A 21,839-nucleotide genomic window follows, 5' to 3' on the forward strand; every position below is an offset into this window, starting at 1 on the left:
ATCCCTCCCTTTTCTCGAATCTGTTAACTCGCTATGACTAGTATACTTCTTGATCCACCGATATAGAACCGAACGACTACTGATTTGATGTCTGGAGAGGACTTCCACCATGGTGACCCCATCGAGATAGTCACGTACGGCCGCTATTTTCTGTTCCTTTGTGTACAGTTTCCATGTCCTCGACTCCTTCAAGGCGTCGATTCCGCCGGTCTCGAATTTCACTTTCCACACCCGGAGGGTATGCTCAGAGACGTCATGGGCCTCCTCGATTTCCTTCCACGTATATGTTTCTTCTTCCATCATCCGTAGTGCACTCAGTTTTTGTTCGATTGAATGCCGACTTCTCGCCATAAAAAACACTCCCCAATCAGATAAACAGATTTGTTATTTCATCTGTCTACCTATTGGGGAGCATATCACGAGGCACGACCCTTATTTTTTTGCGTTGACCGTCCGCGCCGATGCAATCAACGTGGCCACGTCCTGTTCACGTCCCGCATGGAGCGCCTCGACGATGAAACTACCGACGACGACCCCGTCACAGGCTGACCCGAGCGTCCGGACCTGATCGGTGCGATGGACACCAAAACCGGCGAGCACCGGTACGGGTGAACGTGCCGTCAACGAACGCAAGTGCTCGAGTAACTCATCCGGGAACACGTCCGTCTTCCCGGTCGTCCCTTTGAGCGTCACCGCATAGACGAATCCTTCCGCCTGATCCAGAATCGTGTCGATGCGGGTCTGACTGCTCGTCAACGTGACGAGCGGTACGACCGCGACTCCGTGACGATCGATGCCAGCGAACAAATCGAGGCTCTCTTCAAACGGCAAATCGGGAATGATGACGCCGCTGACCCCAGACGCTGCCGCCCGCTCGAAGAAACACTCGACCCCGAACCGGAACACCGGATTCAAGTACGTCATCAAGACGATCGGCACCGAAAAACGACCCGTTCCTTCTATTAAACGGTCCAACACGTCCGTCAACGTCACACCTTGTTCGAGGGCGCGCATTCCAGCCGCCTCGATGATGGGACCGTCTGCCACCGGATCCGAGAATGGAATTCCGAGTTCGATGGCCGTCGCTCCCATCGCTTCTAGCCGTTCAATCGTCGGAATCAAGTGATCGAGTCCGCCGTCCCCGGCCATGATGTACGGGACGAACGCCGTCCCTTCACTCCGCTGTCGAATCGCTTCATCTAATCTCATCATTGAGTCACCCTTTCTCGAATCGTATGAACATCCTTATCCCCGCGACCAGATAGACAGATGACGAGCACGTCGTCCTCGTCCATCGTTTGGGCGAGCGTTTCCGCATAAGCGAGCGCATGCGATGACTCAAGTGCCGGAATAATCCCTTCTTGGCGGCTGAGCGACATGCAGGCTGCGAGTGCGTCCTCGTCCGTGACCGCCGCGTAGCGGACCCGTTCGATATCTTTCAAGAAGCTGTGTTCTGGTCCGACACCCGGATAGTCGAGTCCGGCCGAAATCGAGTGTGCTTCCTGGATTTGCCCGGCTGCGTCCTGGAGCACATACATGAGCGACCCGTGAAGCACCCCGACCTCGCCCTTCGTGAGCGTTGCCGCATGCTTGTCCGTGTCGACACCGCTCCCTGCTGCCTCGACACCGTATAAGGCGACTGTTTCGTCATTCAAGAACGGATAGAACATGCCCATCGCATTGCTACCGCCGCCTACACAGGCAACGACCGCGTCAGGGAGACGCCCTGTCTTCTCGAGCACTTGACGACGTGTCTCTGTCCCGATAACGCTTTGGAAATCGCGGACCATCGTCGGGAACGGGTGCGGTCCGAGCACCGACCCCATCACGTAATGCGTGTCATCGACATGTTTGACCCAGTAACGGAGCGCCTCGTTGACGGCATCTTTTAACGTTCGACTCCCCGACTTAACGGGAACGACTTTCGCACCGAGTAACTCCATTCGAAATACGTTCAATTCTTGACGTTCGACGTCGACCTCACCCATGAAAATCGTACATTCGAGATTGAGCAGCGCACATACCGTCGCCGTAGCGACCCCGTGCTGTCCGGCGCCTGTTTCGGCGACGACTTTTTGTTTGCCCATTCGTTTGGCGAGGAGCGCCTGGCCGATCGTGTTGTTGATTTTGTGGGCACCGGTATGGTTCAAATCTTCTCGTTTTAAATAGACATTCGTCCCGAGGCGGCGGCTCATGTTCTCCGCATAATAGAGTGGCGTTTCTCGACCGACGTATTCGCTGAGGAGATCGTTGAAGCGTTCCTGGAATTCAGGGTCTTGTTTCGCTTCCTCGTAAGCCACTTCGAGCTCTTCGACTGCTTGCATGAGCGTCTCAGGGATATATTTTCCGCCATATGGTCCAAACTTTCCGTTCACTGGTTGTGTATACATTGTGTTTCCTCCTTGGCGCGTCGGATGAACGCGCGAATCTTATCGTGATCTTTCTGTCCATTCGTCTCCACACCACTTGAGACATCGACGCCGTCCGGTCGCATGGCGCGAATCGCCGCACCGACATTGTCGACATTCAATCCACCGGCGAGCCAAAACGTCTGCTCCGGCCGTTCGAGCGTCGCCCAATCGAGCGCCTGCCCACTGCCCGGTGTCGGTGCGTCGAGAAGAATGACGTCGGCCTCCGACTCGTGATCCGCTTCGATGATCGGGAGACCGAACTGACGGAACGTTTCAAGCGGCCGTGTCCGGCGGTGTAATTGGATATCGGTCAACCCGCAAGCGACGGCAGCTTCGACCTCTTTGATTGTTGGATCGAGAAATACGCCGACGACTCGGACATCTTCCGGGATGAACCCCCGAAGCCGTTGCGCCGTCGCGATGTCGATTTGGCGCGAACTGTTCGCAAAGACGAATCCGATAGCGTCCGCTCCGGCCTCGATCGCCGTCGCGACACTCGCTTCCGTCGTCAATCCACATATTTTAACGAACATGATGTCAACTCCTCAATCAAGGCTGTCGGGTCGTCCTGTCGCATGAGCGCCTCCCCGACGAGAATCGCTCGGGCCCCGGCCGTCTGTAACCGACGGGCCGCCTCGCCTGTGCTGACGCCGCTCTCGCTGACGAACGCGACATCTGGATACTTCGTCATCAAGTCGACCGACGTGTCGAGCGAGACCTCGAACGTCTTCAAGTTTCGATTGTTGATGCCAATCAACACATCGCCCAGTTCGAGCGCCGTCTGGAGCTCGGCCTCATCATGAACTTCGACAAGCACGTCGAGGCCGATGGACCGCGCATACTGTTTTAACGTATGAAGCCGGCTCGGATGGAGCGCAGCAACAATCAATAGTGCCGCACTCGCTCCAGCTTCCTTCGCCCGGTCGAGCTGTCGTTCATCGATGATAAAGTCTTTGCAGAGGACTGGGATCTCGACAGCGGCCGCGACATCATGCAAGTCGTTGAACGAACCGTTGAAATAGGTCGTATCCGTCAAAACGGAAATCATTGTCGCCCCTGCCTGTTCATACGTGCGGGCCCGGCTCACGACGTCCACTTCTTCGCGAATCACACCTTTTGACGGGGAGGCCCGCTTAATCTCGGCGATGACATGAAAACCGTCCTTCATTAAAAGCGGTAATGAGATGGCTGTCGTCTGCGTCACCTCGATGTCTTCCATTTGATTGACCTCTTCAATTTTCGTTCCGATGATTTTCGTCAAGTAGCTCATGCGCCAACCTCCGTTCGTTGTAATTGTTTGAGCACGCGGATGGCGTGCCCTTCATCGATGCTTGCCGTTGCCACCGCGACACCTTCACGAAGCGTCTGGACCGTCCCATATGTGCAGAGGGCGAGCGCGGCGTTCAATAAGACGACGTCTCGCGCCGGTCCCTGCTCTCCGTTCAAGACGGCCAGGAGCGTCGCCGCATTCTCAGCTGGTGTCCCGCCTTGCAAGGCCGACAGCGGAGCTCGCATCAATCCGACGTCGCGCGGGTCGACGGTGTAACGGGCCACTTTGTCGCCGTTGAAGAACAAGACGTCATTTCTTCCAGCGAGACTCGCTTCATCCAGCCCGCCCGCCCCATGGACGACCATTCCGCGCTCGACGCCGAGGTGGCGCATCGCCGTCGCCATCTTCTCGATGAGCGATGGATGGTACACGCCGATCAATTGCCGCTTCGGCTTGAGCGGGTTCGTCAACGGGCCGATTTGATTGAAGATGGTCGCCGTTGCGAGTCGTTTCCGGACCGGCATGACGTGTTTCATGACCGGATGGATGTGTTGGGCGAACAAGAAACTCAAGTTCGTCCGCTCAAGGTCGGCGAGCATCGCCTCATGACTTTGGACGATCGGGATATTCAATGACTCGAGGACGTCGGCACTGCCTGACCGGCTCGACACGCTGCGATTCCCATGTTTGGCGACCGGGATATCTAATCCCGCCAAGACGAATGCGACCGTCGAGCTGATGTTGAACGTGTTCGCCCCGTCACCGCCTGTGCCACAGACGTCGAGCACAGGAAGCGCCGTCTCGGGGAACGTTGCCGCCTCACGAATATAGTCAGCGAGTCCGGCCATCTCCTCAGCCGTCTCACCGCGCGCTTTCATGGCGAGTAACACCTCGGCGATTTGCGCTTCATCGGCTTGGAACAGCTCGGCCGCTGCCAGTTTCATTTCATTCGTCGTCAATGGGTTCGTCAATAGTCGTGTTAACATGTCCGTTCCTCCTCAAGCATTTTGGGTATAAAAAAACTCCATACGACGTCTGTCGTATGGAGGACGGTATGGACCGCGGTGCCACCTCTCGTTGGATCGATTGATCCCACTTTCCGATGCTATCACATCGTATCCCGATAACGGAGGAAACCGTCATGACCTACTTGATTCAGCCATGCTCTCATGAGCCCATTCACGTGATGGCCTCGGCCGGGATCCCACCACCCCCGGCTCTCTGAACGAGACTTGTTCACGCTACTCTTCTCAATCACTGATTTATGATGTGTTGAAACGAAAAAGGGTTACCCGCCCGACTCATAGCTTGCGCTATGAGAAGGACGAGTAACCCCGTGGTGCCACCTTCGTTGGTTCCGTAGAACCCACTTCACGGACAAACATCCGCTTTCCCATGGTAACGGTGGGTGACCCGCTAAAGCCTACTAAAAGTTTCGGTTTAGAGCTCGGAAGTCCATTCGCGACGTCCCGCATACTGATTCACACCAACCATCAGCTCTCTGTCATACGGGGACCGTCGTTACTTCTCTTCGTCGACGCCTTTATTCGTTTCAATTAAGTTAACTCGTACTATACAGGTCGAGAAACCTCCTGTCAAACAAAAGCATGTAAAAAAACTTTGCTTCTATAGGTGCGGCCGAATCGATACCGTCTTTTGCGATTTCGCGAGTTGACACTTGATTTTTTTGTCTGCTATAGTCGTCCCCAACAACACTTCACTCAACTAAAGGAGAATTGACTTTGGAAACTAGCAAATTAAAACGTGAACTGTCCACGCGGCAGTTGACGATGATTTCGCTCGGTAGCGCCATCGGGACGGGCCTCTTCCTCGGAAGCGGGCTCGCTATCCAAACGGCAGGACCGAGTGTGCTCGTCAGTTACGCCATCGGAGCCTTCATCGTCCTGTTATTGATGGGCTGTCTCGCTGAGATGACCGTCGCCCATCCGACCTCGGGCTCGTTCGGCACAATCGCCGAACGCTATGTCCATCCGCTCGCCGGCTTTTTGGTCCGCTACTCGTACTGGGTCGCCAACGTCCTCGCCATCGGCGTCGAAGTGAGCGCAATCGCCATCTATATGCGGTACTGGTTCCCCGACGTGAACGGATTCGTCTGGGTCGCCGTATTCGGCGGGTTGCTCATCTACGTCAACGCCCGGCACGTCCATACGTTCGGGACGACCGAATACTGGTTATCGTTCATCAAAGTGACGGCCATCATTCTGTTTATCGTCCTCGGTGCCGCCACGCTGTTCGGTCAACCCGGTTCACCAATCGAATCGATCACGACCGGCGATGAAGGTTTCTTCGCCTTCGGGTTTTACGGGATGTGGGTGACGATTTTCATCTCGCTCTTCAGTTTCCTCGGGACCGAGCTCGTCGCCGTCACGGCCGGCGAAGCGAAAGACCCGGACCGCGCCGTACCGAAAGCGTTGCGCGCGACTGTGTTCCGTCTGACGTTCTTTTATCTCATCACGATTGGGATCATGCTCATGCTCATCCCATGGCAGCAAGCCGGCATCGATCAAAGCCCGTTCGTTCTCGTCATGCAACAGTTCGACGTGCCTGGCGCTGCTGGCATTTTGAACTTCGTCATCTTAATCGCTGCCTTGTCGGCGATGAATGCACAGCTCTATGCGTCAACGCGAATGATGTATTCCCTCGCCGAGGCCGGTGATGCTCCGCGCATCTTTAAAAAAGTCAGCACTAGCGGGATTCCAATGCCCGCTTTGCTCGTCTCAACAGGCGGGATTATTCTCGCGGCATTGCTTCAAGTGTTCATGGAAACATCGTATCCATTCTTGATGGGCATCTCGATGTTCGGAGCCATCTTCACATGGTTCATGGTATTCGTCTCCCACTTGTTCTTCCGTAAGAAGTGGACAGGACGCAAATTACCGGTCCGCATGATCGGTTACCCGTTCTTGCCGTTACTCGGTGCCGGACTATTGCTCAGCCTCATGATCACAACATGGTTCACCGACTTCAATATTCTGCTCAAGTTCGGGATTCCATGGTTGGTCGGATTGACCGTCATCTATCTCGTGCGTGAGCACTTCCGCAAAGCGAACGAACAATTAAACGACATCGAACAAGCCAACTGAAACAAGCGCCTGTCCGCAACGGATAGGCGCTTGTTTTTTGGTTTTGATGGGACACAAAACGAGAACCTGTCACGATTGACGGGTCCTCGTTGATCATTAGAAGAACTGACGTGGGTTGACTGTGCTACCCGCGCTCGTTCCTGAGTACGAGTAGCTGCCTTGATGAACCTCGAAGTGAAGGTGCGGGCCTGAAGAATTACCCGTGTTCCCAAGTGTCCCGATGTTCGAGCCTTGTGTCACACGTTGACCGGCGCTTACTGAGACCGAGTTCATGTGGGCATAGACCGTCGTCCAAACTTGTCCGTTGATGACGTGGGCAATCATGACGTGATTCCCGTATGCGCCACCCCAGCCGGCACGGATGACCGTTCCCGTTGCCGAGGCACGGATTGGTGTTCCGACAGGTCCAGCGATATCGACGCCGTTATGGAACGAGTAGCCGAATTGACCGCTTGCCGGTCCCCATCCTTGTGAGAAACGTCCCGTTGTCGGTTGAATGAACATTGCGCCCGATGGTGCCGGTGCCGATGTGGTCGGTGCCATCGGAGCTGGTTTAGGCGCTGGTGCCGGCGCCGGCTTTGGTGCTGGCGCAGCCGGTTTCGGTGCCGGTGTGCTATTTTGTGTCGTCTGGTTTGAAGATGAAGACGACTGGGTATTATTGTTATTGTTCTGCTGTTTTTGAGCTGCTGCTCGTTCTGCCTCGGCTTTAGCCGCTGCCGCTCTTGCTTCTTCTGCTTGACGGGCCGCTGCTGCTGCTTGCGCCGCTTCTGCTTGGCGAGCTTCTTCAGCTTTACGGGCTGCTTCTTGACGAGCCGCCTCTTCAGCACGACGACGCGCTTCTTCTTCCTCACGACGTTGCGCTTCAATCTCAGCCGCAATCGCTTCTTCTTGCGCGATTAACGTCGCTTCGATTTCTTGAAGGTCGAAGATTTGCGATTCGAATTTGATATTCTTGTCCTCGAGCTCTTTGATGCGAGCTTCGCGCTGTTTCATCTTCTTCTCGAGTTGAGCTTGACGTACTTCTAGCGCTTTTTGTTGCTTCAAGAGCGATGTGCGTTCTTCTTTAAGTGATGCTTGCGCTTCTTGTAACGATTGACGCGTCGCTTCATAGTCTTCAAACAACTCTTGGTCGCTTCGTTGAATCGTTCCGGCCGTGATCATCCGTGTGATCAAGTCCGAGAAGTTTTTCGAACCGAAGATGAACTCAGCCCAATTGATTGAGCCGCCGCCATTCGTTTGCATCGTGGCCATACGCTCTTTCATCATTGCTTCTTGAGCCTTCATCTTCTTCTCATAGCCTTTAATGTCAGCTTCGAGGTCTTCAATTTTCAACTCAGTACGCTTGATTTCTTGGCGTTTCGCTGCGACATCATTGATGATGTCTTGAAGTTGGGCATCCATCTTGTTGACTTCAGCTTGAACTTTCGAGATTTCATTTTTATTTTGCTTAATTTTCGAAGACGTATTCGATTGGTTCTGTTTGACGTTATTCCGTTGCTCTTGCACTTTCTTCTGCTGCTCTTGTTTCTCCTTGATTGACGTCGAGGCATCAGCCACCGAGTGCGTCCCAAGAAGAAGCGCGCTAAGCGTGAGTGTCGAGACGGTGCGTTTCCAATTGATCAATGGGGACATCCTTTCTATTGACGGGGTTAGGGTTCACGTACTATTTAAAGGTCAGTCGTTTTGCTATGTAACAAAAACGATTATTTTTTTAGTTTCAACACGACTAATTATATCGAAGTGTCGAATGTTTTCCTGTTAAAGTTATATTTCACTTTTATTACGACGAAGGGGTGGGAAACCTTATACGGCTCCCCACCCCTTTATATTTCAACATTTTTTCACTTTTCTTTTCTCGAAACATAGTTGTAATAATAGATGAAAATAGGAAATTATTGACCTTATATTAAAAAAGTATAATCCAGGTATTTTTCTAAGTCTAACCATTTCCAAAAAACGTAAAAAGGGCCTATTTAGTCTCTCGCTCCAGGCGAAAAAGGCTAAACGGGCCAATTGTTCGTCGGTGTGGAGACAAGGGGTCTCACACCTTGAATGATACAGGAAGACTGTTAATCAGACGTTAACGTTTGATTACAATTTGAATGCGCCGATGATGACGAACACCCATGCGGCGATAAACAGCACGCCACCAATTGGTGTGACCGCTCCAAGCTTCGTGATTCCGGTCAATGCCATGACATACAGGCTGCCTGAGAAAAAGAGAATCCCGGCAAACATGAGCCATCCTGCTGTGTTGAACTGGCTAATGCTCACTTTCATCAAAATGCTCGCTAAAGCGATGATGCCGATAGCGTGAATCATATGATAGAGCACACCGGTCTGCCAATTCGCAAGCATATTCGGTGCCAGACGTTCTTTCAACGCATGGGCCCCGAACGCACCGAACGCGACGCCGAGCGCCATTAAAGCGGCGCCAATAATAAGTAAAGCTTTCATCACTAATTTCCCCCTTATCGCACTTTACGTGCAGGTAAATTCCACTTTCGATAGTAGGATATCACTCGAAGCGCCGCAACGACAACAAGTAACGTATAGACAGGAAGTCCTCCTTCAAGACGGAAATAATATGTGACGACCGCGATAATGATCGCCCAAATCGCATATACTTCCGATTGTAGGACGAGAGGCTTTCGGCCGGCCAACAAATCACGGACGACCCCGCCACCGACACCCGTCAAAACGGCCGCTGCAATCGCGGCCGATAATGGTAAATCAAGCTTGATGGCGACCTGTGCTCCTTGAAACGCGAAGGCGACGAGACCGATTGCGTCCACGATGACGCCCCAGCGTTCCCAATGCGGCAAAACAACGTTTGGCAGCAGGAAGATGAGCAATGCGACAAGAAAACAAAGGATGAAGAGATCGTTTTGTTGCCAAATCAAACTGACCGGGTTTCCGAGCAAGACGTTTCGGATGGCCCCGCCACCGAAAGCTGTTGTGAAAGCGAGCAACCATACCCCAAAAATATCATATTTCTCGTCCATCGCGATGATGGCACCGCTCGCCGCAAACGCAATCGTTCCGACGACGTTGAGTAATTCCCACTCCATAAATATCCCTTGCCCTTTCTTTAAAGCATTCTGTGGTAAAGTTAAGATATAAAAAATCAGATCAGTCGAGCGACTGCTTGTAAAGGATGTCGGTACTTTTATGAAACGAATCGCCTTGTTCCGCATATGGATTATCGTCACGATGTTCGCCCGATTCATCATTAAAATTTATGCATTCTCCCGCAAACAGCAACAAGGTCTCGCGTCAACCGAAGAGTATGAGACGCTCATGTTGAACCTTGCCCGCGAGTATAAGCGGAACGCACTCCGGCTCGAAGGGCTGCTCATCAAGCTCGGGCAGTTTCTATCGATTCGGGCCGACTTGTTGCCTCCTTCTGTATTGAACGAGTTATCCGAGCTCGTCGACCGTGTCCCTACATCAGGCTGGGACAAGTCCCGCGCCATCCTGGAAGCAGAATGGGGCGTCCCGTATACACAAGTTGTGAAAGACGTCGGAATCGACGCCGTCGCCTCTGCCTCAATCGGGGAAGTGTATGGCGCGACGTTGCTTGAGAACGGGAAGCGCGTCGCCTTGAAAATCCAGCGTCCAGACATTGAAAAGATCATTCGGACCGACTTCAAAGCGATGCGAATCGTCACGACGATGCTCAAGCGGACATCGCTGGCAAAATCGACCGACTTAGATAGCTTATATCGCCAAATGATTTTTGTCATCGGGGACGAGTTAAATTTCCAAACCGAATTGAAGAACGCCCATTATTTCAAAGCGAAATACGCCGATAACCCCGACGTGTACATCCCGGACTATTATGACCACCTTTGTACGAATCGGGTGTTGACGATGGATTGGGTCGAAGCCCGCCGCATCACCGACCTCGCTTTCTTAAAAGAAAATAATATCGACCGCTCCGCACTTGCCAAACGGTTGTTCACGATGGCAGCCGAGCAACTGTTGTTCGGCGGACAATTCCACGCCGACCCCCACCCAGGAAACGTCCAAATCCGGGCCGACGGGACGATCATCCTGCTCGACTTCGGAATGGTCGGGTCATCGACTGCCCAAGACATGGCGACGATCCGTAAAATCTTGCAGGCGTTCATCTCGCTTGATTATGACGGTGTCGTCGACGGACTTGAGGACTTGCGTTTCCTGTTGCCGACGGCGAACAAGCATAACATTCGTCAAGCGCTTGAAAAAGCGGTCACGTTCTATTTAGAGACCGATATCGATACGGTCGATACGAAGCTGATCGAAAAAGTGTTGCAAGATATCCAACTGCTCGTCAAGAACGAGCCGATCCAACTGCCGGCCGAGTTCGCCTTCTTCGGTCGGGCCGCTTCGACGCTGCTCGGGATTCTGCAAATCCTTGATTCAAAAATCGATTTGTTTACGCTCGGTAAACCGATTGTCATTCAATGGCTCGAGGCCGACGGCACGACAATTCAAAACCGTTACGTCATGACGGCGCTCAACTACGGCAAGAAGTTGCTGAACGTCCCGCCACTCCTCGATAACTATTTGAAAGAGCCGACCCGGAAGCGCCTGTCCGAACAAGCGATGTTCCAACGTGAGCTCGAGTCGAAAGAACTGCTCCATCGTCAAACGTTCAACGCTGGCTTGATTATCCTCGGCCTTGTCGTCGGGCTATTCGGCTATCTCCGACCGGATGAGTGGCTGTTCTGGTCAGGTGGCGTCGTCTCGGTCATCGCTTATTTCAACTCAAGACGCCTCGGTCGAAAGATTCGTCATTTGGCCCGCCAAGATTTCCGCGTCTGAACCCGTCACTCCCTGGAGTGGCGGTTTTTTTCTGGAGCCACGTACCGATATAGGCGGCGACTTGCTGCAAATCCCGGTCGGTCGTCCATCCCATCGTGGAGACTTGGAGACAGTTCGCACGCCGCAAATAAACGCTCTCGTACTGCACTTGATAGCCATGGAACGCCAATTGATATCCTAGCTCAATCGAGGACAGTGTGTCTGGCAGCGCGAGCGAAAAAATGCCGGGCGCTTGATCGTCCCCGAGTTCAACCGATATACCGCGGCGCACCAGTTCATGTACGAACGCATCAAGTTTGGATTGATGGGTCGCAATCTCCGCGTCCGTCAGTTCGCGCAAGGCGACGTCCATCGCTTGAATGAGCGGGACCGATTGCGTGAAGGCGATTGGGTCATAGCCTGCCAAGTCTAAATAACGCGGAATCGACGGGTTCGGGACAGCTCGTTCTCGCATGGCGACAAACGCCAATCCAGGGGCATTTCGGAGCGCTTTGCCCGAGACGAACGTCACCAGATGCGCGAACGAATAGTCGGTCACTTTCGTCCCAACCACACTGATGGCATCAATCGCAATCTTCGTCGGATGTGTGTGTGCATACTTACGCAACTGGTCCAAATCGACCAGCTTCCCCGTCGACGTCTCGCAATGGACCGTCCAAATCCAATCTGGTGCATGTTGTCCGATTCGCTTTAAGTCGAGACGACGCCCAGCCGAAAGCGGGACGACATCAAATTCAAGACCAGCCCGATTGGCATGGTCAATCAGCCGCCGTCCGAACTCCCCTGTGTCGATGATCACGCCACGTCCGTGCAACTGGGCAGCGACGGCATCGTTCGCAATCGTCCCGCTCCCGAGTAATGTGTAAACATGAGGCAACTTGACGAGATGGCTCAGCCTCGACTGGACCGAATGGAGCAAACGGCTGGCCTCAGTCGACCGATGTGATACCGGCTGAGCGGCAAGCGCAGCGCGCACTTGATTCGACAGTTCGACGGGACCGGCGAGGAGTAACTTTGGCCGCAACGTTCGAGCGGTCTCTGACTGCATGAACCCAGAGCGCGTCAACTGCATCGGCACGTATAACGCCTCCGCCGTCCCGACCGGTTCTGCGAACGGGATAAACCCGAACCGTCGATATAGCTTCTGTTCGCGTACGGTTCCGCTGATGACAATCCCTTCCACACCCCGGTCTGTCGCTTCCATGAGCATCGCTCGCATAAGTCCGGCAAACGTCCTTGTGTTCCGATAGGAAGGCGTCACGGCCAATAGCCGGACTTCAATCCACTCTCCCGGCGGCAGCGTCACACCTTTTTGTTCAAGTGAAAACGGGTGTTCGTCACGGATGGCACACATGGCGACAAGCTGCCCGTCTGCCAATCCAATCCAGTATGTATTCGTATCATGGAAGCGATCGACGAGTCGTCGCTCCTCGTTCGGATGGTGTTGCGGGATTTCTTCGACAAACGTCTCATAGTTCAATCGATGAATCGCTTCCGCATCCCCCGGCGTCGCTCTTCGAAATTCAAGCACGTTGTTTCCCCCTTATATGATGGTACATGATCAAAATCATCGTCAAACTGGCCACACTGACATCTGTTGCGTCCCCCCAGGCCGCGAGCGGCAAGAGCATGAGCATGACAAGCCCCGTCTCGCGCGAGTTACGCGTCAGTTTGATGAGAATGAGCAACATGGCAAGTCCTGCTAAAAACCATAACGGGCTGTACGCTAATATAATTCCAGAAAATACGGCGTACCCCTTCCCACCGGTGCGAATATGCCACATCGGATAAATGTGCCCGAGCGTCAAGGCGAGTCCGGTCTCAAAAAAATATGGACCGCTGATTGACAACACGAGTACCGTCTTCAAGACGTCGAATCCGTAAACGAACAAGAACGCTCGCTTCCCGCCAATCCGTAACGCATTGCGGGCACCGGTGTTTCCCGACCCACTCGTTGCCAAGTCTTGACCGCTCCACCTGCCGTATAAGCGCCCGCCAAGTATACTGCCGACGACATAGCCCAAGATGATGACCCACATAGCGACCCCTCCCCCGTTGTAAAATTGTGTATGATTTTTGAAATCGGGTACCTTCTTAATGTGCACCTAGACGAAAGGGGAAATCAAGATGCGAGTGGAGAACAATTTCATCAACGGAGAATGGATTGATACATCGGACACGATCGTGGTGCGGAATCCCGCGACCGGCAACATTATGGCCACGGTGACAAAGAGCGACACCGCCGAAGCGAAACAGGCTGTCGATGCCGCCCACGACGCCTTGAAGGACTGGCAAGAGAAAACGGCAGAAGAACGAGGCGCCCTCCTGCTCGAATGGAATCGACTGATCGATGAACATACGGAAGCCATCGCTCGGACGATGGTCGAAGAGCAAGGCAAGCCGCTCCAAGAAGCCATCGGCGAAGTCCGCTATGCGAACGGCTTTATCGAGTGGTACGCCGCGGAAGGTCGGCGCGTGTACGGCGAGACGATTCCGGCATCGTCAAACAAGAAACGCATCTTTGCCATTAAACAACCGGTCGGCGTCGTCGCCGCCATCACCCCATGGAACTTCCCGGCCGCCATGATCACCCGAAAATTGGCGCCGGCGCTTGCCGCAGGTTGTACCGTCGTATTGAAACCGGCATCAGCGACACCATTGACGGCGATCGAACTCGTCAAACTGGCTGAGAAAGCAGGCTTCCCACCCGGTGTCATCAATCTTGTCACCGGGAAAGCTTCTGACATCGTGAACACGTGGCAACACGACCCCCGTGTCCGCAAATTGACGTTCACCGGTTCGACCGAGGTCGGCAAGACCCTCATGCGCGGCGCCGCCGATACGATGAAGAAAATCTCGCTCGAGCTCGGTGGTCACGCCCCACTCATCGTCACGGCACAGGCAGATCTCGACAAGGCTGTACTGCAAGCGGTCGCGACGAAATTCCGTAACGGCGGACAGACGTGTGTCTGCGCCAACCGGATTTATGTCGAGCAGTCCATCGTCGATGCGTTCTCCGAAAAAATCATCGAGGCCGTCGCAGCGCTCGAAGTCGGCAACGGGCTCGACGAAGGGACGGATATCGGTCCGCTCATCGACGAGGCCGCGGTCGAGAAAGTGATGAAGCACTTGGAGGACGCTCAAATCCGCGGAGGCGAGATCACGGGCGGGGAGCAGCTCGACGGCCTATTCGTCCGGCCGGCCGTCGTCCGCTATGCGAATGAGGATATGCTGTGCATGAACGAGGAGACATTCGGCCCCGTCGCACCGATTGCGTCGTTCGATACGCTCGAGGAAGTAATTGAGCGGGCGAATGCGACCCCGTTCGGTCTCGCCGCTTATGTGTTCACGCAAGACATCAACGAGGCCCTCTATTTGGCCGAAGCGCTCGAATACGGCATCGTCGGCGTCAATGACGGTCTCCCGTCGACGCCGCAAGCACCGTTCGGCGGGTGGAAGCAGAGCGGTCTCGGCCGTGAAGGTGGTCACCATGGCATCGAAGAATTTTTAGAAATCAAATATATCTCGCTTGGACTTTAAAAAAATTCCGGTTGAACATCGCGTTCAACCGGAACTTTTTATGATTCGATATACGTAATCAAGTCGTTCGGCGTCGCAATTACATGATCCGCGAGCGCCCATTCGTCCTCGTTTCCAAACCCAAATCCAGTCAAGACGACCGGGAAGTCATGGGCCCGAGCCGCTTCGACATCCGATTTCCGGTCCCCGACCATCACATAGTCGTTCTCGCCGTGACGGAGGCGATGCGCCGTCAAAATGTCGGCTTTTTTCTCACCACTTACGGATTCGAGGCATTCTGGCGCCGTCATGAACTGGCGAATGTTTTGCGAGTCGAGAATCAAGTTCAAATAATGGACACCGCAGTTGCTCGCGGTCGTCAACGTGTGCCCTTTTTTATGAAGCGCCTCGAGCATCTCATAGATGCCGTCGAACAAGACGAGCTGTCCTTCCATCGCCCGCTCGAGCGTCTCATGCCGCAACTGGCGGATTTGGCGAATCTCTTCAATCGTCGCTTCCGGGATGACGTGCTCCCAAAATGCGTTGCCGGCCAACCCATAACCGGAACGGACCGCATCCTCACTCGGTTTCGGTAAATGTGGAAGTTGCTCCAACGCCTCGTGAATCGCTTGCGTCATCGGTCCGGTCGTGTCGACGAGCGTCCCATCGATATCAAATAAAATGACTGCCATTGTCTGGTCCCCTCTCTCTTTCCTATGTTCCTACCGTAGCAGAATCCCCTGAAAACCGAAAGTGGAAACGTTTCATAAAAATAGCTCTAGCTGAACATATTGTTCGGCTAGAGCTGCTCTCATGATCCACGCCAGAAATTCATACCGCCTTTGACCGAGTAGACGTCCGTATAGCCGGCACTCTTCAACATGGCAGCGGCCCGTTGGCTTCGCATCCCGCTCTGACAGATGACGTAGACCGGACGTGCTTTATCTTTTGGATACTGGGCACTCGCATTGCCGAATCCAGACAAAGGGACGTTTTTCGCTTGTTTGATATGCCCGCCCTTATACTCATGCGGTTCCCGGACGTCGAGCAATTGAATGTTCCGCTCTTCGGCAATCTTTCGTTTCAACTCATCCGTCGAGACTGTTTTCGTGCCGTTCCGCTTCGTCCACCAAAAATAAATCAATCCGATCACTACTGCAACAAACAAGAAGTCAAGCATAGTCACGCCTCCGTTAGGTATATTTTAGTTAACCTCATTATACCCCCTACGGTATATAAGTCAACGCGAACGCCTCACAAAAAAAGCTGTGCCACGGGGCACAGCTTAAAAGTCGAGCAATGAATCAGTTTTCGGTTTGTCCTCTTCTTCAAGCGGAATTCCAAGGAACGCCGCCATCTGACGATCGAGCGGCGGCTTCGACTCGACCGGTTGGGCCACGGGAACCACTGCTTGTTGCGTCGGAGTCGAATCGGCGAGCAGTAGCTCGCAATACCCCATCAGCTTGGCCAAATGGCGCTTCTGGGCCTCTCCGCTCGACTGTTCGATTTGTGTCATCACTTGCTTCATTTGCAGGATGACCTGTTGTTCCGTAATCATCTATCGCACACATCCTTTACCGTTCCATTCTGAGGCAAACGAGGGGCTGGCCGCAAGTCCGATGCTCGTTCAGACGTGAGTCTCCGAGCGCGTCGTGAGCCAGGTCTGGAACGCTTCAAAATCAAACCGGACTTGATTGGCGTAAAATTGGGACCATCTTGTGATTTGACGGATAAACAGCGGGCGCGACACACCGATGGCCGCCGCGATGCGTTCACTCGCCTCATAATCGAGCACGTTCGCATCCGCATCCGCCCGGGCATGAATCTTGGCGGTGATTTCCGCCTGCACTTTCAACGTCTCGATGAGCGATTCTTCATTCTTGATGTGCTTCGCTTTCACTTTTCGCTTATACGGTGACCGTTGACGGACGTAGTATTCATTCCCATCAATCGTCAAGTAGCCGAGATACGGGTCACGACTGTGCACCATGGCACGCTGAGCCGCGATGACACGGGCCCCTTGATGGGACAGCCCGTCCTCAAACAATGGATGCGTCGGCAAGAAGAGAGACGGGACTGCCGATTGGGCTTGTTTCATTTCAAGGATGATATCCTCGTCATGCTCCTCGTCCGCGCCTTCAATCAAAATATAATAGCGTTCGAGCCCAATCGAAGCGGTTCCACTCTCACGTTTAATGGCGATATCTTTAATCTTGTAATGGTCGGCGTGATGGCGATGTTTCTCCGATAACGACGACAAATAGTCCGGCCATGCCTGCTTGATTTGCTTCGCCGTCTTCGGACTGACCGGAACGAGGTCGTCACTCGTCGCAAAGTAACGCTCCTCATCCCGCACTTCCGTCCGTTCGGCCATGAACGCGTCTTTCTTCTTCTCGGCCTTTTTAATCACTTTCTTGATCGCTTTGCACGTGTTCGCTTTCGTAAACTGGACATCTTCGTCTTTCCCGTTCGCGTAACGCTCAATCGCACGTGCATACGTGTCAGCATATGTCTCGATAGCACGAGTCGCATCAAAACCTGACTCAGCGGCAAACAAGTCAACTGAGATGGCCATGCGCAGGACGTCAAACAAATAAGAGCCGAGATACGCCTCATCAAAATCGTTCACATCGTAAATGATCGTCCCGGCGCCATCCTCGAACACACCGAAATTCTCAAAATGGAGATCTCCTTGAATGAACGTCGGATGGGACGCATCCGTATCGAACGCGAGCGGCACTTTCGCAAAGTCGTAATAGAACAAGTGCGAACTCCCCCGGAAAAACGAGAACGGCGTCGCGCTCATCTTGTTATACTTCTCGTCTCTGGCGGCTTCCGATAGATTCCGAATCGATTTGTCGTAATAGTCCAATACGGTCGCGAGCGTCTCACGACGGATCTGTTGTTTGACGGATGTGAACATGGCCTTCTCTCCTTCACGCATCGAATAAGTGCTTGTACTCTCCATACCCTGCAGACTCGAGTTCTTCTTTTGGAATGAAACGGAGCGCTGCCGAGTTGATGCAGTAGCGCAAGCCACCGAGCTCTTTCGGACCGTCATCGAACAAGTGGCCGAGGTGGCTGTCGGCTCCCTTCGAACGGACCTCCGTCCGGACCATATGGTGCGTCGTGTCCATGTTCATGTCGATGCGCTTCTCTTCGATTGGACGCGCGAAGCTCGGCCAACCGCAATTCGATTGGAATTTATCGCGTGACGTGAAGAGCGGTGTCCCATCGATGACATCGACGTACAGCCCTTCCCGCTCCTCATCCCAATATTCGTTTTGGAACGGGGGCTCGGTGCCGTTCTCTTGCGTGACTTTATATTGCATCGGCGTCAGACGGTCTTTCAATTCTTTTTGAATCTTCTTGTCACTCCACGCCTCTTTCACAAACTTGGCCCGGCCAGAACCGACCCGGTACATCTCATAGCGGAACGGATTTTTCTTGTAATAGTCCTGATGGTAGTCTTCTGCTTCCCAGAACGTCTTCGCGGGGCGAATCTCCACTTCAATCGATCGGTCGAATCGACCCGAATCTTCGATTTCTTGTTTGGAGCGTTCAGCCGCCGCACGCTGTTCTTCTGAATGATAGAAGATCGCCGGTCGATACGATTCACCCCGGTCGTTGAACTGTCCGCCGCCATCGGTCGGGTCGATTTGACGCCAATAGATGCGTAACAGTTCCTCGTACGAGATGACTTCCGGATCGAACGTGACCTCGATCGCCTCTAGGTGACCTGTCGTCTCTGAACAGACCTGTTGGTAGGTCGGATTGTCGACATGTCCGCCCGTATAGCCGGAAATGACGCGCTCGACCCCCTCGTATTTATGAAACGGTTTGACCATGCACCAAAAACAGCCTCCCGCAAATGTAGCTTTTGTCATAATAAATCCCTCCTTACTATGTAGTGTACCCAAAAAATCTCACAGACAACAAAAAACGAGAACCCCGAACGTGTTCTCGTTAGTCTTCTTCGACCCGATTCATATGACGCATCACTAAAAATAAGATGACGCCGACGATGACCGCTCCGAGAGCAGTCAATGCCAGATTGCCTCGAGCCGATAATGTATAAAAGATGGCTAACCCGATCAAGATGAGCGCGATCGGAATGAAGGCTCGTTTGAAATGATCCCAATACCGCACGGACAGTCCCCCTTTTTCTCTATCATACCAAACTTATTTGCTAAGATAGAGTGGAAGATGATGTTCCATTTCGAAGGAGGCACCTAGTATGGAAGTTGAACGATTATGGGCCAATCGCCCGACACTGATGTGGGAAGACCGAATGAACGAGGGAGATGACGTGTATACCGTCGAGATCATCTTTGCCGTCGATGCCGCGCTTCGGCGGTACGTGACCGCCTTGACACAGGCAGACGGCACGGAAGCAAACGTGTTAGCGGCCGTCCGCGACGTCGTATTGCGTTTAAACGAAATTGACGAAGAACACGACCATTTCATCGAGACGGTCGAGCGTGAGGAATTGTACGACTTCATTCAAGCCGGTGCCATTTTAGCCGGTTATGAGACGACAGAAGACGTGACGGAAGAATGGCGGGAATGGTGAACACATCATCCCCATCCATCAAGCGTCAACCTGGTTGTAATGTGCTAAACTGAAACTAATTATTTCCATTTCACGTTAGGGGATGCGTTCATGCTCACGATCATCAACTCATTTTTTCTAAATCTGTGTATCCTATTCACGCTATTCACGATTTCGTTTCTCCCTTTCCGAAACCGTCCACGGCTCACACCGAAATCACCTTTAAAAAGCAGAATTCTGCTCGGCGTTCAAACCGGGTTCGTCGCCTTGATTTTACTAGCGAACGCACTGCCACTTGAAGGGATCCTAATTGATTTGCGCTCCATCCCAATCTCACTTGCCGTCCTGTTCGGTGGATGGGTCAGCGGAACGGTTGCCGCCGTTATCTTTTTGACTGCTCGTTTTTTGATGGTCACCGATGGGGCGTACATCGGCTTTTATTTAGCGGTCTTGACGATGATCGGGCTCGTTCTTCCCATCAGTCTCTTGCGCCTCAAACTCGATAATACCCGCAATACGCTACTTATTTTCACGACAATCAGTATCGCTGTTTTCGGTGCCGCCATCTATTACGCGTTACCGCTTCAATTGTTCTATCCCGTCATTCTTGCCTACGTCGTGATGGCATACGGCGGTGCCTGTGCTTCTTACCGGTTGCTCCAAGAGTTGCGACGTCACTTTGAGAACGTCCAGCACCAGCAACAACTTGCTCGGACGGACGCGCTGACCGGCATCGCCAACCGACGTCTATTGAATGAAGCCATGGCCAACCTGAACGTCGAGGCGAAAGAGTACGCGTTGATTCTCGTCGACATCGACCATTTCAAGCGCGTGAACGACACGTACGGTCATGACGTCGGGGACGACGTATTACGTGAGCTCGGCATGTTACTCGTCGCCGAGAGCGACGAACGGCATCTTGTCGGTCGTTTCGGCGGAGAAGAATTTTTAATCATCATGCCGAACGCCAATCGAGAGGACGTGACTCGCCTCGCCGAATCTATACGAGAAAAAGTCTCGACATTCCCGTTCGAGACGAGCGCCGGGACGTTACATATCACGGTCTCGCTCGGCGCCTGCCATTCAAACGACATCGAAGTCGACAGCGTGTTGAAGCATGCCGACGAAGCGTTATACCACGCTAAGGAATCTGGTCGCAATCGCTTCATCTTGGCGTCGTAATCGGCGAATCGTTCGCAAAAGATTGCGGTTTTACGCAGTTTTCCCGCTTTACTTTCAACTAGTGAATCGGTACACTAGGCTAGACTTTGATTCGATGATTCTTACAGTTGATCATAGATTTGGACAGAAAAAGGGGAAACACATTTCATGACAGTATTGTTATCACTATTCGGTTTGATGTTTGTGGGATTGTTCATCCTCGACTATCAACGTGGCAAGACGTTCCGCCAGTCGCTCTTCGGGGGAGTCGACACGATGAAACGGAACTTACTGATCTTTTTACGCACGTCACTCTCAATGATGATTTTCATCGGCCCGCTCTTGCTTATCTCGATGTTTGCGTTCTCAGAGCTCGTCTCGTTCGAAACGGTCGCTGCGTTCATGATTTCCGTGCTTAGCATCGGTTTCGCGGAACGCATCATCGGGATGATTGTCGCACCGCTCGTGCGGACGTTCTGGCATCAGCGCGGCAAGTTGATGCCGCTCTATCTCGACGCCGGCCTCTACATCTTCTTGCTGTCGATTCTCATCCTCGAGTTCTTGATGAACATTCCAGGTGTTGAACTCGGCGCATCAGCCATCGCTGTATTTTATGCGTTCGCGCTCTTCTATATCCGCTATTTGTTCAGCTTGATTCGCTTCACGTTCCGCAAGGGCGTGCCATCAAGCTGACGATTGACCGCAACCCGGACCGGTTGCGGTTTTTTTATCTCATTTTCTAATTGACAATGAGAATCGTTATCATCTATACTCAAGATGTAGCTCCCAAAAGCTTGACGTAACCGTTCCCCAAACCATTACGTCACGTGGATTCCCCTCCACGACACTCTTTTTGAAAGCAATGCGACAACCCCCATTTGTTGCACCCAAATTTGCCATCCAAAAAACGAGCGGCTCTCCGACTAATCTGTACCCCATGTAAAGGACATTAATAAAAAAACTTATGCTGCTTCAAGGAGATGATTCCTGTACTGTACGGGAGTCATCTTTTT

General features: G+C 53.0%; 23 protein-coding genes and 2 other annotated features. Of the genes, 6 read left to right on the top strand and 17 right to left on the bottom strand.

The window, feature by feature from the left end; translation table 11 throughout:
• The 6 genes from KNP71_RS15075 to trpD form a co-directional block, all read right to left on the bottom strand.
• Positions 1 to 351: helix-turn-helix domain-containing protein (locus KNP71_RS15075; RefSeq protein WP_214831000.1), on the bottom strand; the 351-nt coding region annotated here is incomplete at its 3' end.
• Between the two features lie 81 nt (positions 352 to 432).
• Positions 433 to 1,209 (bottom strand): tryptophan synthase subunit alpha, encoded by a 777-nt coding sequence (trpA, locus tag KNP71_RS15080; protein WP_029594586.1) that lies wholly within the window; start codon positions 1,207 to 1,209, stop codon positions 433 to 435.
• Complete coding sequence (gene trpB / locus KNP71_RS15085) at positions 1,209 to 2,390, bottom strand: tryptophan synthase subunit beta (RefSeq protein ID WP_021066001.1); 1,182 nt, start codon at positions 2,388 to 2,390, stop codon at positions 1,209 to 1,211. Before trpB ends, trpA begins: the two co-directional genes overlap by 1 nt.
• On the bottom strand, positions 2,372 to 2,944 hold the full coding sequence (locus KNP71_RS15090) for a phosphoribosylanthranilate isomerase (protein WP_029594585.1): 573 nt from the start codon (positions 2,942 to 2,944) through the stop codon (positions 2,372 to 2,374). The genes trpB and KNP71_RS15090 overlap by 19 nt, the downstream gene beginning before the upstream one ends.
• Positions 2,920 to 3,681, bottom strand: a complete 762-nt coding sequence (gene trpC, locus KNP71_RS15095; RefSeq protein WP_214716364.1) for an indole-3-glycerol phosphate synthase TrpC — start codon at positions 3,679 to 3,681, stop codon at positions 2,920 to 2,922. The genes KNP71_RS15090 and trpC overlap by 25 nt, the downstream gene beginning before the upstream one ends.
• Positions 3,678 to 4,667 carry an anthranilate phosphoribosyltransferase gene (gene trpD, locus KNP71_RS15100; protein ID WP_029594583.1) on the bottom strand — a complete coding sequence of 330 codons (990 nt, stop codon included), beginning with the start codon at positions 4,665 to 4,667 and terminating at the stop codon, positions 3,678 to 3,680. Before trpD ends, trpC begins: the two co-directional genes overlap by 4 nt.
• Positions 4,668 to 4,723: 56 nt before the next feature.
• Positions 4,724 to 4,948: a binding site (T-box leader), on the bottom strand.
• Positions 4,949 to 4,998: 50 nt separating this feature from the next.
• Positions 4,999 to 5,228 (bottom strand) — a binding site (T-box leader).
• A gap of 189 nt (positions 5,229 to 5,417) precedes the next feature.
• On the opposite strand from trpD, the gene KNP71_RS15105 reads away from it, so the two are divergent.
• Positions 5,418 to 6,785, top strand: coding sequence for an amino acid permease (locus KNP71_RS15105; RefSeq protein WP_035385632.1), 1,368 nt, complete (start codon positions 5,418 to 5,420; stop codon positions 6,783 to 6,785).
• Between the two features lie 96 nt (positions 6,786 to 6,881).
• On the opposite strand, the gene KNP71_RS15110 is transcribed toward KNP71_RS15105, so the two are convergent.
• The 3 genes from KNP71_RS15110 to KNP71_RS15120 form a co-directional block, all read right to left on the bottom strand.
• Complete coding sequence (locus tag KNP71_RS15110; protein ID WP_029594579.1) at positions 6,882 to 8,417, bottom strand: murein hydrolase activator EnvC family protein; 1,536 nt, start codon at positions 8,415 to 8,417, stop codon at positions 6,882 to 6,884.
• A gap of 459 nt (positions 8,418 to 8,876) precedes the next feature.
• Entirely contained in the window at positions 8,877 to 9,242 is a 366-nt protein-coding gene (locus KNP71_RS15115; protein WP_029594578.1) for a DUF423 domain-containing protein, read from the bottom strand.
• A gap of 14 nt (positions 9,243 to 9,256) precedes the next feature.
• Entirely contained in the window at positions 9,257 to 9,856 is a 600-nt protein-coding gene (locus tag KNP71_RS15120; RefSeq protein ID WP_029594577.1) for a trimeric intracellular cation channel family protein, read from the bottom strand.
• 100 nt (positions 9,857 to 9,956) lie between these two features.
• Between KNP71_RS15120 and KNP71_RS15125 the strand changes: the two genes are divergently transcribed.
• Complete coding sequence (locus KNP71_RS15125) at positions 9,957 to 11,594, top strand: ABC1 kinase family protein (RefSeq protein ID WP_131471523.1); 1,638 nt, start codon at positions 9,957 to 9,959, stop codon at positions 11,592 to 11,594.
• Here the strand turns inward: KNP71_RS15125 and KNP71_RS15130 are convergent.
• Both KNP71_RS15130 and KNP71_RS15135 read right to left on the bottom strand, forming a co-directional pair.
• On the bottom strand, positions 11,533 to 13,125 hold the full coding sequence (locus KNP71_RS15130; RefSeq protein WP_051627664.1) for a GNAT family N-acetyltransferase: 1,593 nt from the start codon (positions 13,123 to 13,125) through the stop codon (positions 11,533 to 11,535). The genes KNP71_RS15125 and KNP71_RS15130 overlap by 62 nt on opposite strands.
• On the bottom strand, positions 13,118 to 13,633 hold the full coding sequence (locus KNP71_RS15135) for a glycerol-3-phosphate acyltransferase (RefSeq protein ID WP_029594574.1): 516 nt from the start codon (positions 13,631 to 13,633) through the stop codon (positions 13,118 to 13,120). Before KNP71_RS15135 ends, KNP71_RS15130 begins: the two co-directional genes overlap by 8 nt.
• A gap of 88 nt (positions 13,634 to 13,721) precedes the next feature.
• Between KNP71_RS15135 and KNP71_RS15140 the strand changes: the two genes are divergently transcribed.
• Complete coding sequence (locus KNP71_RS15140) at positions 13,722 to 15,134, top strand: NAD-dependent succinate-semialdehyde dehydrogenase (protein WP_214831001.1); 1,413 nt, start codon at positions 13,722 to 13,724, stop codon at positions 15,132 to 15,134.
• A gap of 38 nt (positions 15,135 to 15,172) precedes the next feature.
• On the opposite strand, the gene KNP71_RS15145 is transcribed toward KNP71_RS15140, so the two are convergent.
• The 6 genes from KNP71_RS15145 to KNP71_RS15170 all read right to left on the bottom strand — a co-directional run bounded on the left by KNP71_RS15145 (position 15,173) and on the right by KNP71_RS15170 (position 19,262).
• On the bottom strand, positions 15,173 to 15,805 hold the full coding sequence (locus KNP71_RS15145; protein WP_214831002.1) for an HAD family hydrolase: 633 nt from the start codon (positions 15,803 to 15,805) through the stop codon (positions 15,173 to 15,175).
• Positions 15,806 to 15,924: 119 nt separating this feature from the next.
• On the bottom strand, positions 15,925 to 16,293 hold the full coding sequence (locus KNP71_RS15150) for a rhodanese-like domain-containing protein (RefSeq protein ID WP_214831003.1): 369 nt from the start codon (positions 16,291 to 16,293) through the stop codon (positions 15,925 to 15,927).
• A 105-nt stretch (positions 16,294 to 16,398) separates the two neighbouring features.
• Entirely contained in the window at positions 16,399 to 16,671 is a 273-nt protein-coding gene (locus tag KNP71_RS15155) for a DUF5327 family protein (RefSeq protein ID WP_214831004.1), read from the bottom strand.
• 69 nt (positions 16,672 to 16,740) lie between these two features.
• Positions 16,741 to 18,036: a DUF2252 domain-containing protein gene (locus KNP71_RS15160; RefSeq protein ID WP_214831005.1), complete on the bottom strand. Its 1,296-nt coding sequence runs from the start codon at positions 18,034 to 18,036 to the stop codon at positions 16,741 to 16,743.
• A gap of 13 nt (positions 18,037 to 18,049) precedes the next feature.
• Positions 18,050 to 19,000 (bottom strand): peptide-methionine (S)-S-oxide reductase MsrA, encoded by a 951-nt coding sequence (gene msrA / locus KNP71_RS15165; RefSeq protein WP_214831007.1) that lies wholly within the window; start codon positions 18,998 to 19,000, stop codon positions 18,050 to 18,052.
• A 79-nt stretch (positions 19,001 to 19,079) separates the two neighbouring features.
• Positions 19,080 to 19,262, bottom strand: coding sequence for a hypothetical protein (locus KNP71_RS15170; RefSeq protein WP_214831009.1), 183 nt, complete (start codon positions 19,260 to 19,262; stop codon positions 19,080 to 19,082).
• 88 nt (positions 19,263 to 19,350) lie between these two features.
• On the opposite strand from KNP71_RS15170, the gene KNP71_RS15175 reads away from it, so the two are divergent.
• From KNP71_RS15175 to KNP71_RS15185, 3 genes are all read left to right on the top strand, one after another.
• Positions 19,351 to 19,686: a hypothetical protein gene (locus tag KNP71_RS15175; RefSeq protein ID WP_214716401.1), complete on the top strand. Its 336-nt coding sequence runs from the start codon at positions 19,351 to 19,353 to the stop codon at positions 19,684 to 19,686.
• Positions 19,687 to 19,776: 90 nt separating this feature from the next.
• The gene (locus KNP71_RS15180) at positions 19,777 to 20,847 is read left to right on the top strand and encodes a diguanylate cyclase (protein ID WP_214831011.1); all 1,071 of its coding nucleotides are present in this window, start codon (positions 19,777 to 19,779) and stop codon (positions 20,845 to 20,847) included.
• A 147-nt stretch (positions 20,848 to 20,994) separates the two neighbouring features.
• Positions 20,995 to 21,519 (top strand): hypothetical protein, encoded by a 525-nt coding sequence (locus KNP71_RS15185; RefSeq protein ID WP_214831012.1) that lies wholly within the window; start codon positions 20,995 to 20,997, stop codon positions 21,517 to 21,519.
• Positions 21,520 to 21,839: the final 320 nt, after the last annotated feature.

The sequence above is a fragment of the Exiguobacterium sp. s56 genome (assembly GCF_018618255.1).
Taxonomy (GTDB): Bacteria; Bacillota; Bacilli; order Exiguobacteriales; family Exiguobacteriaceae; genus Exiguobacterium; species Exiguobacterium chiriqhucha.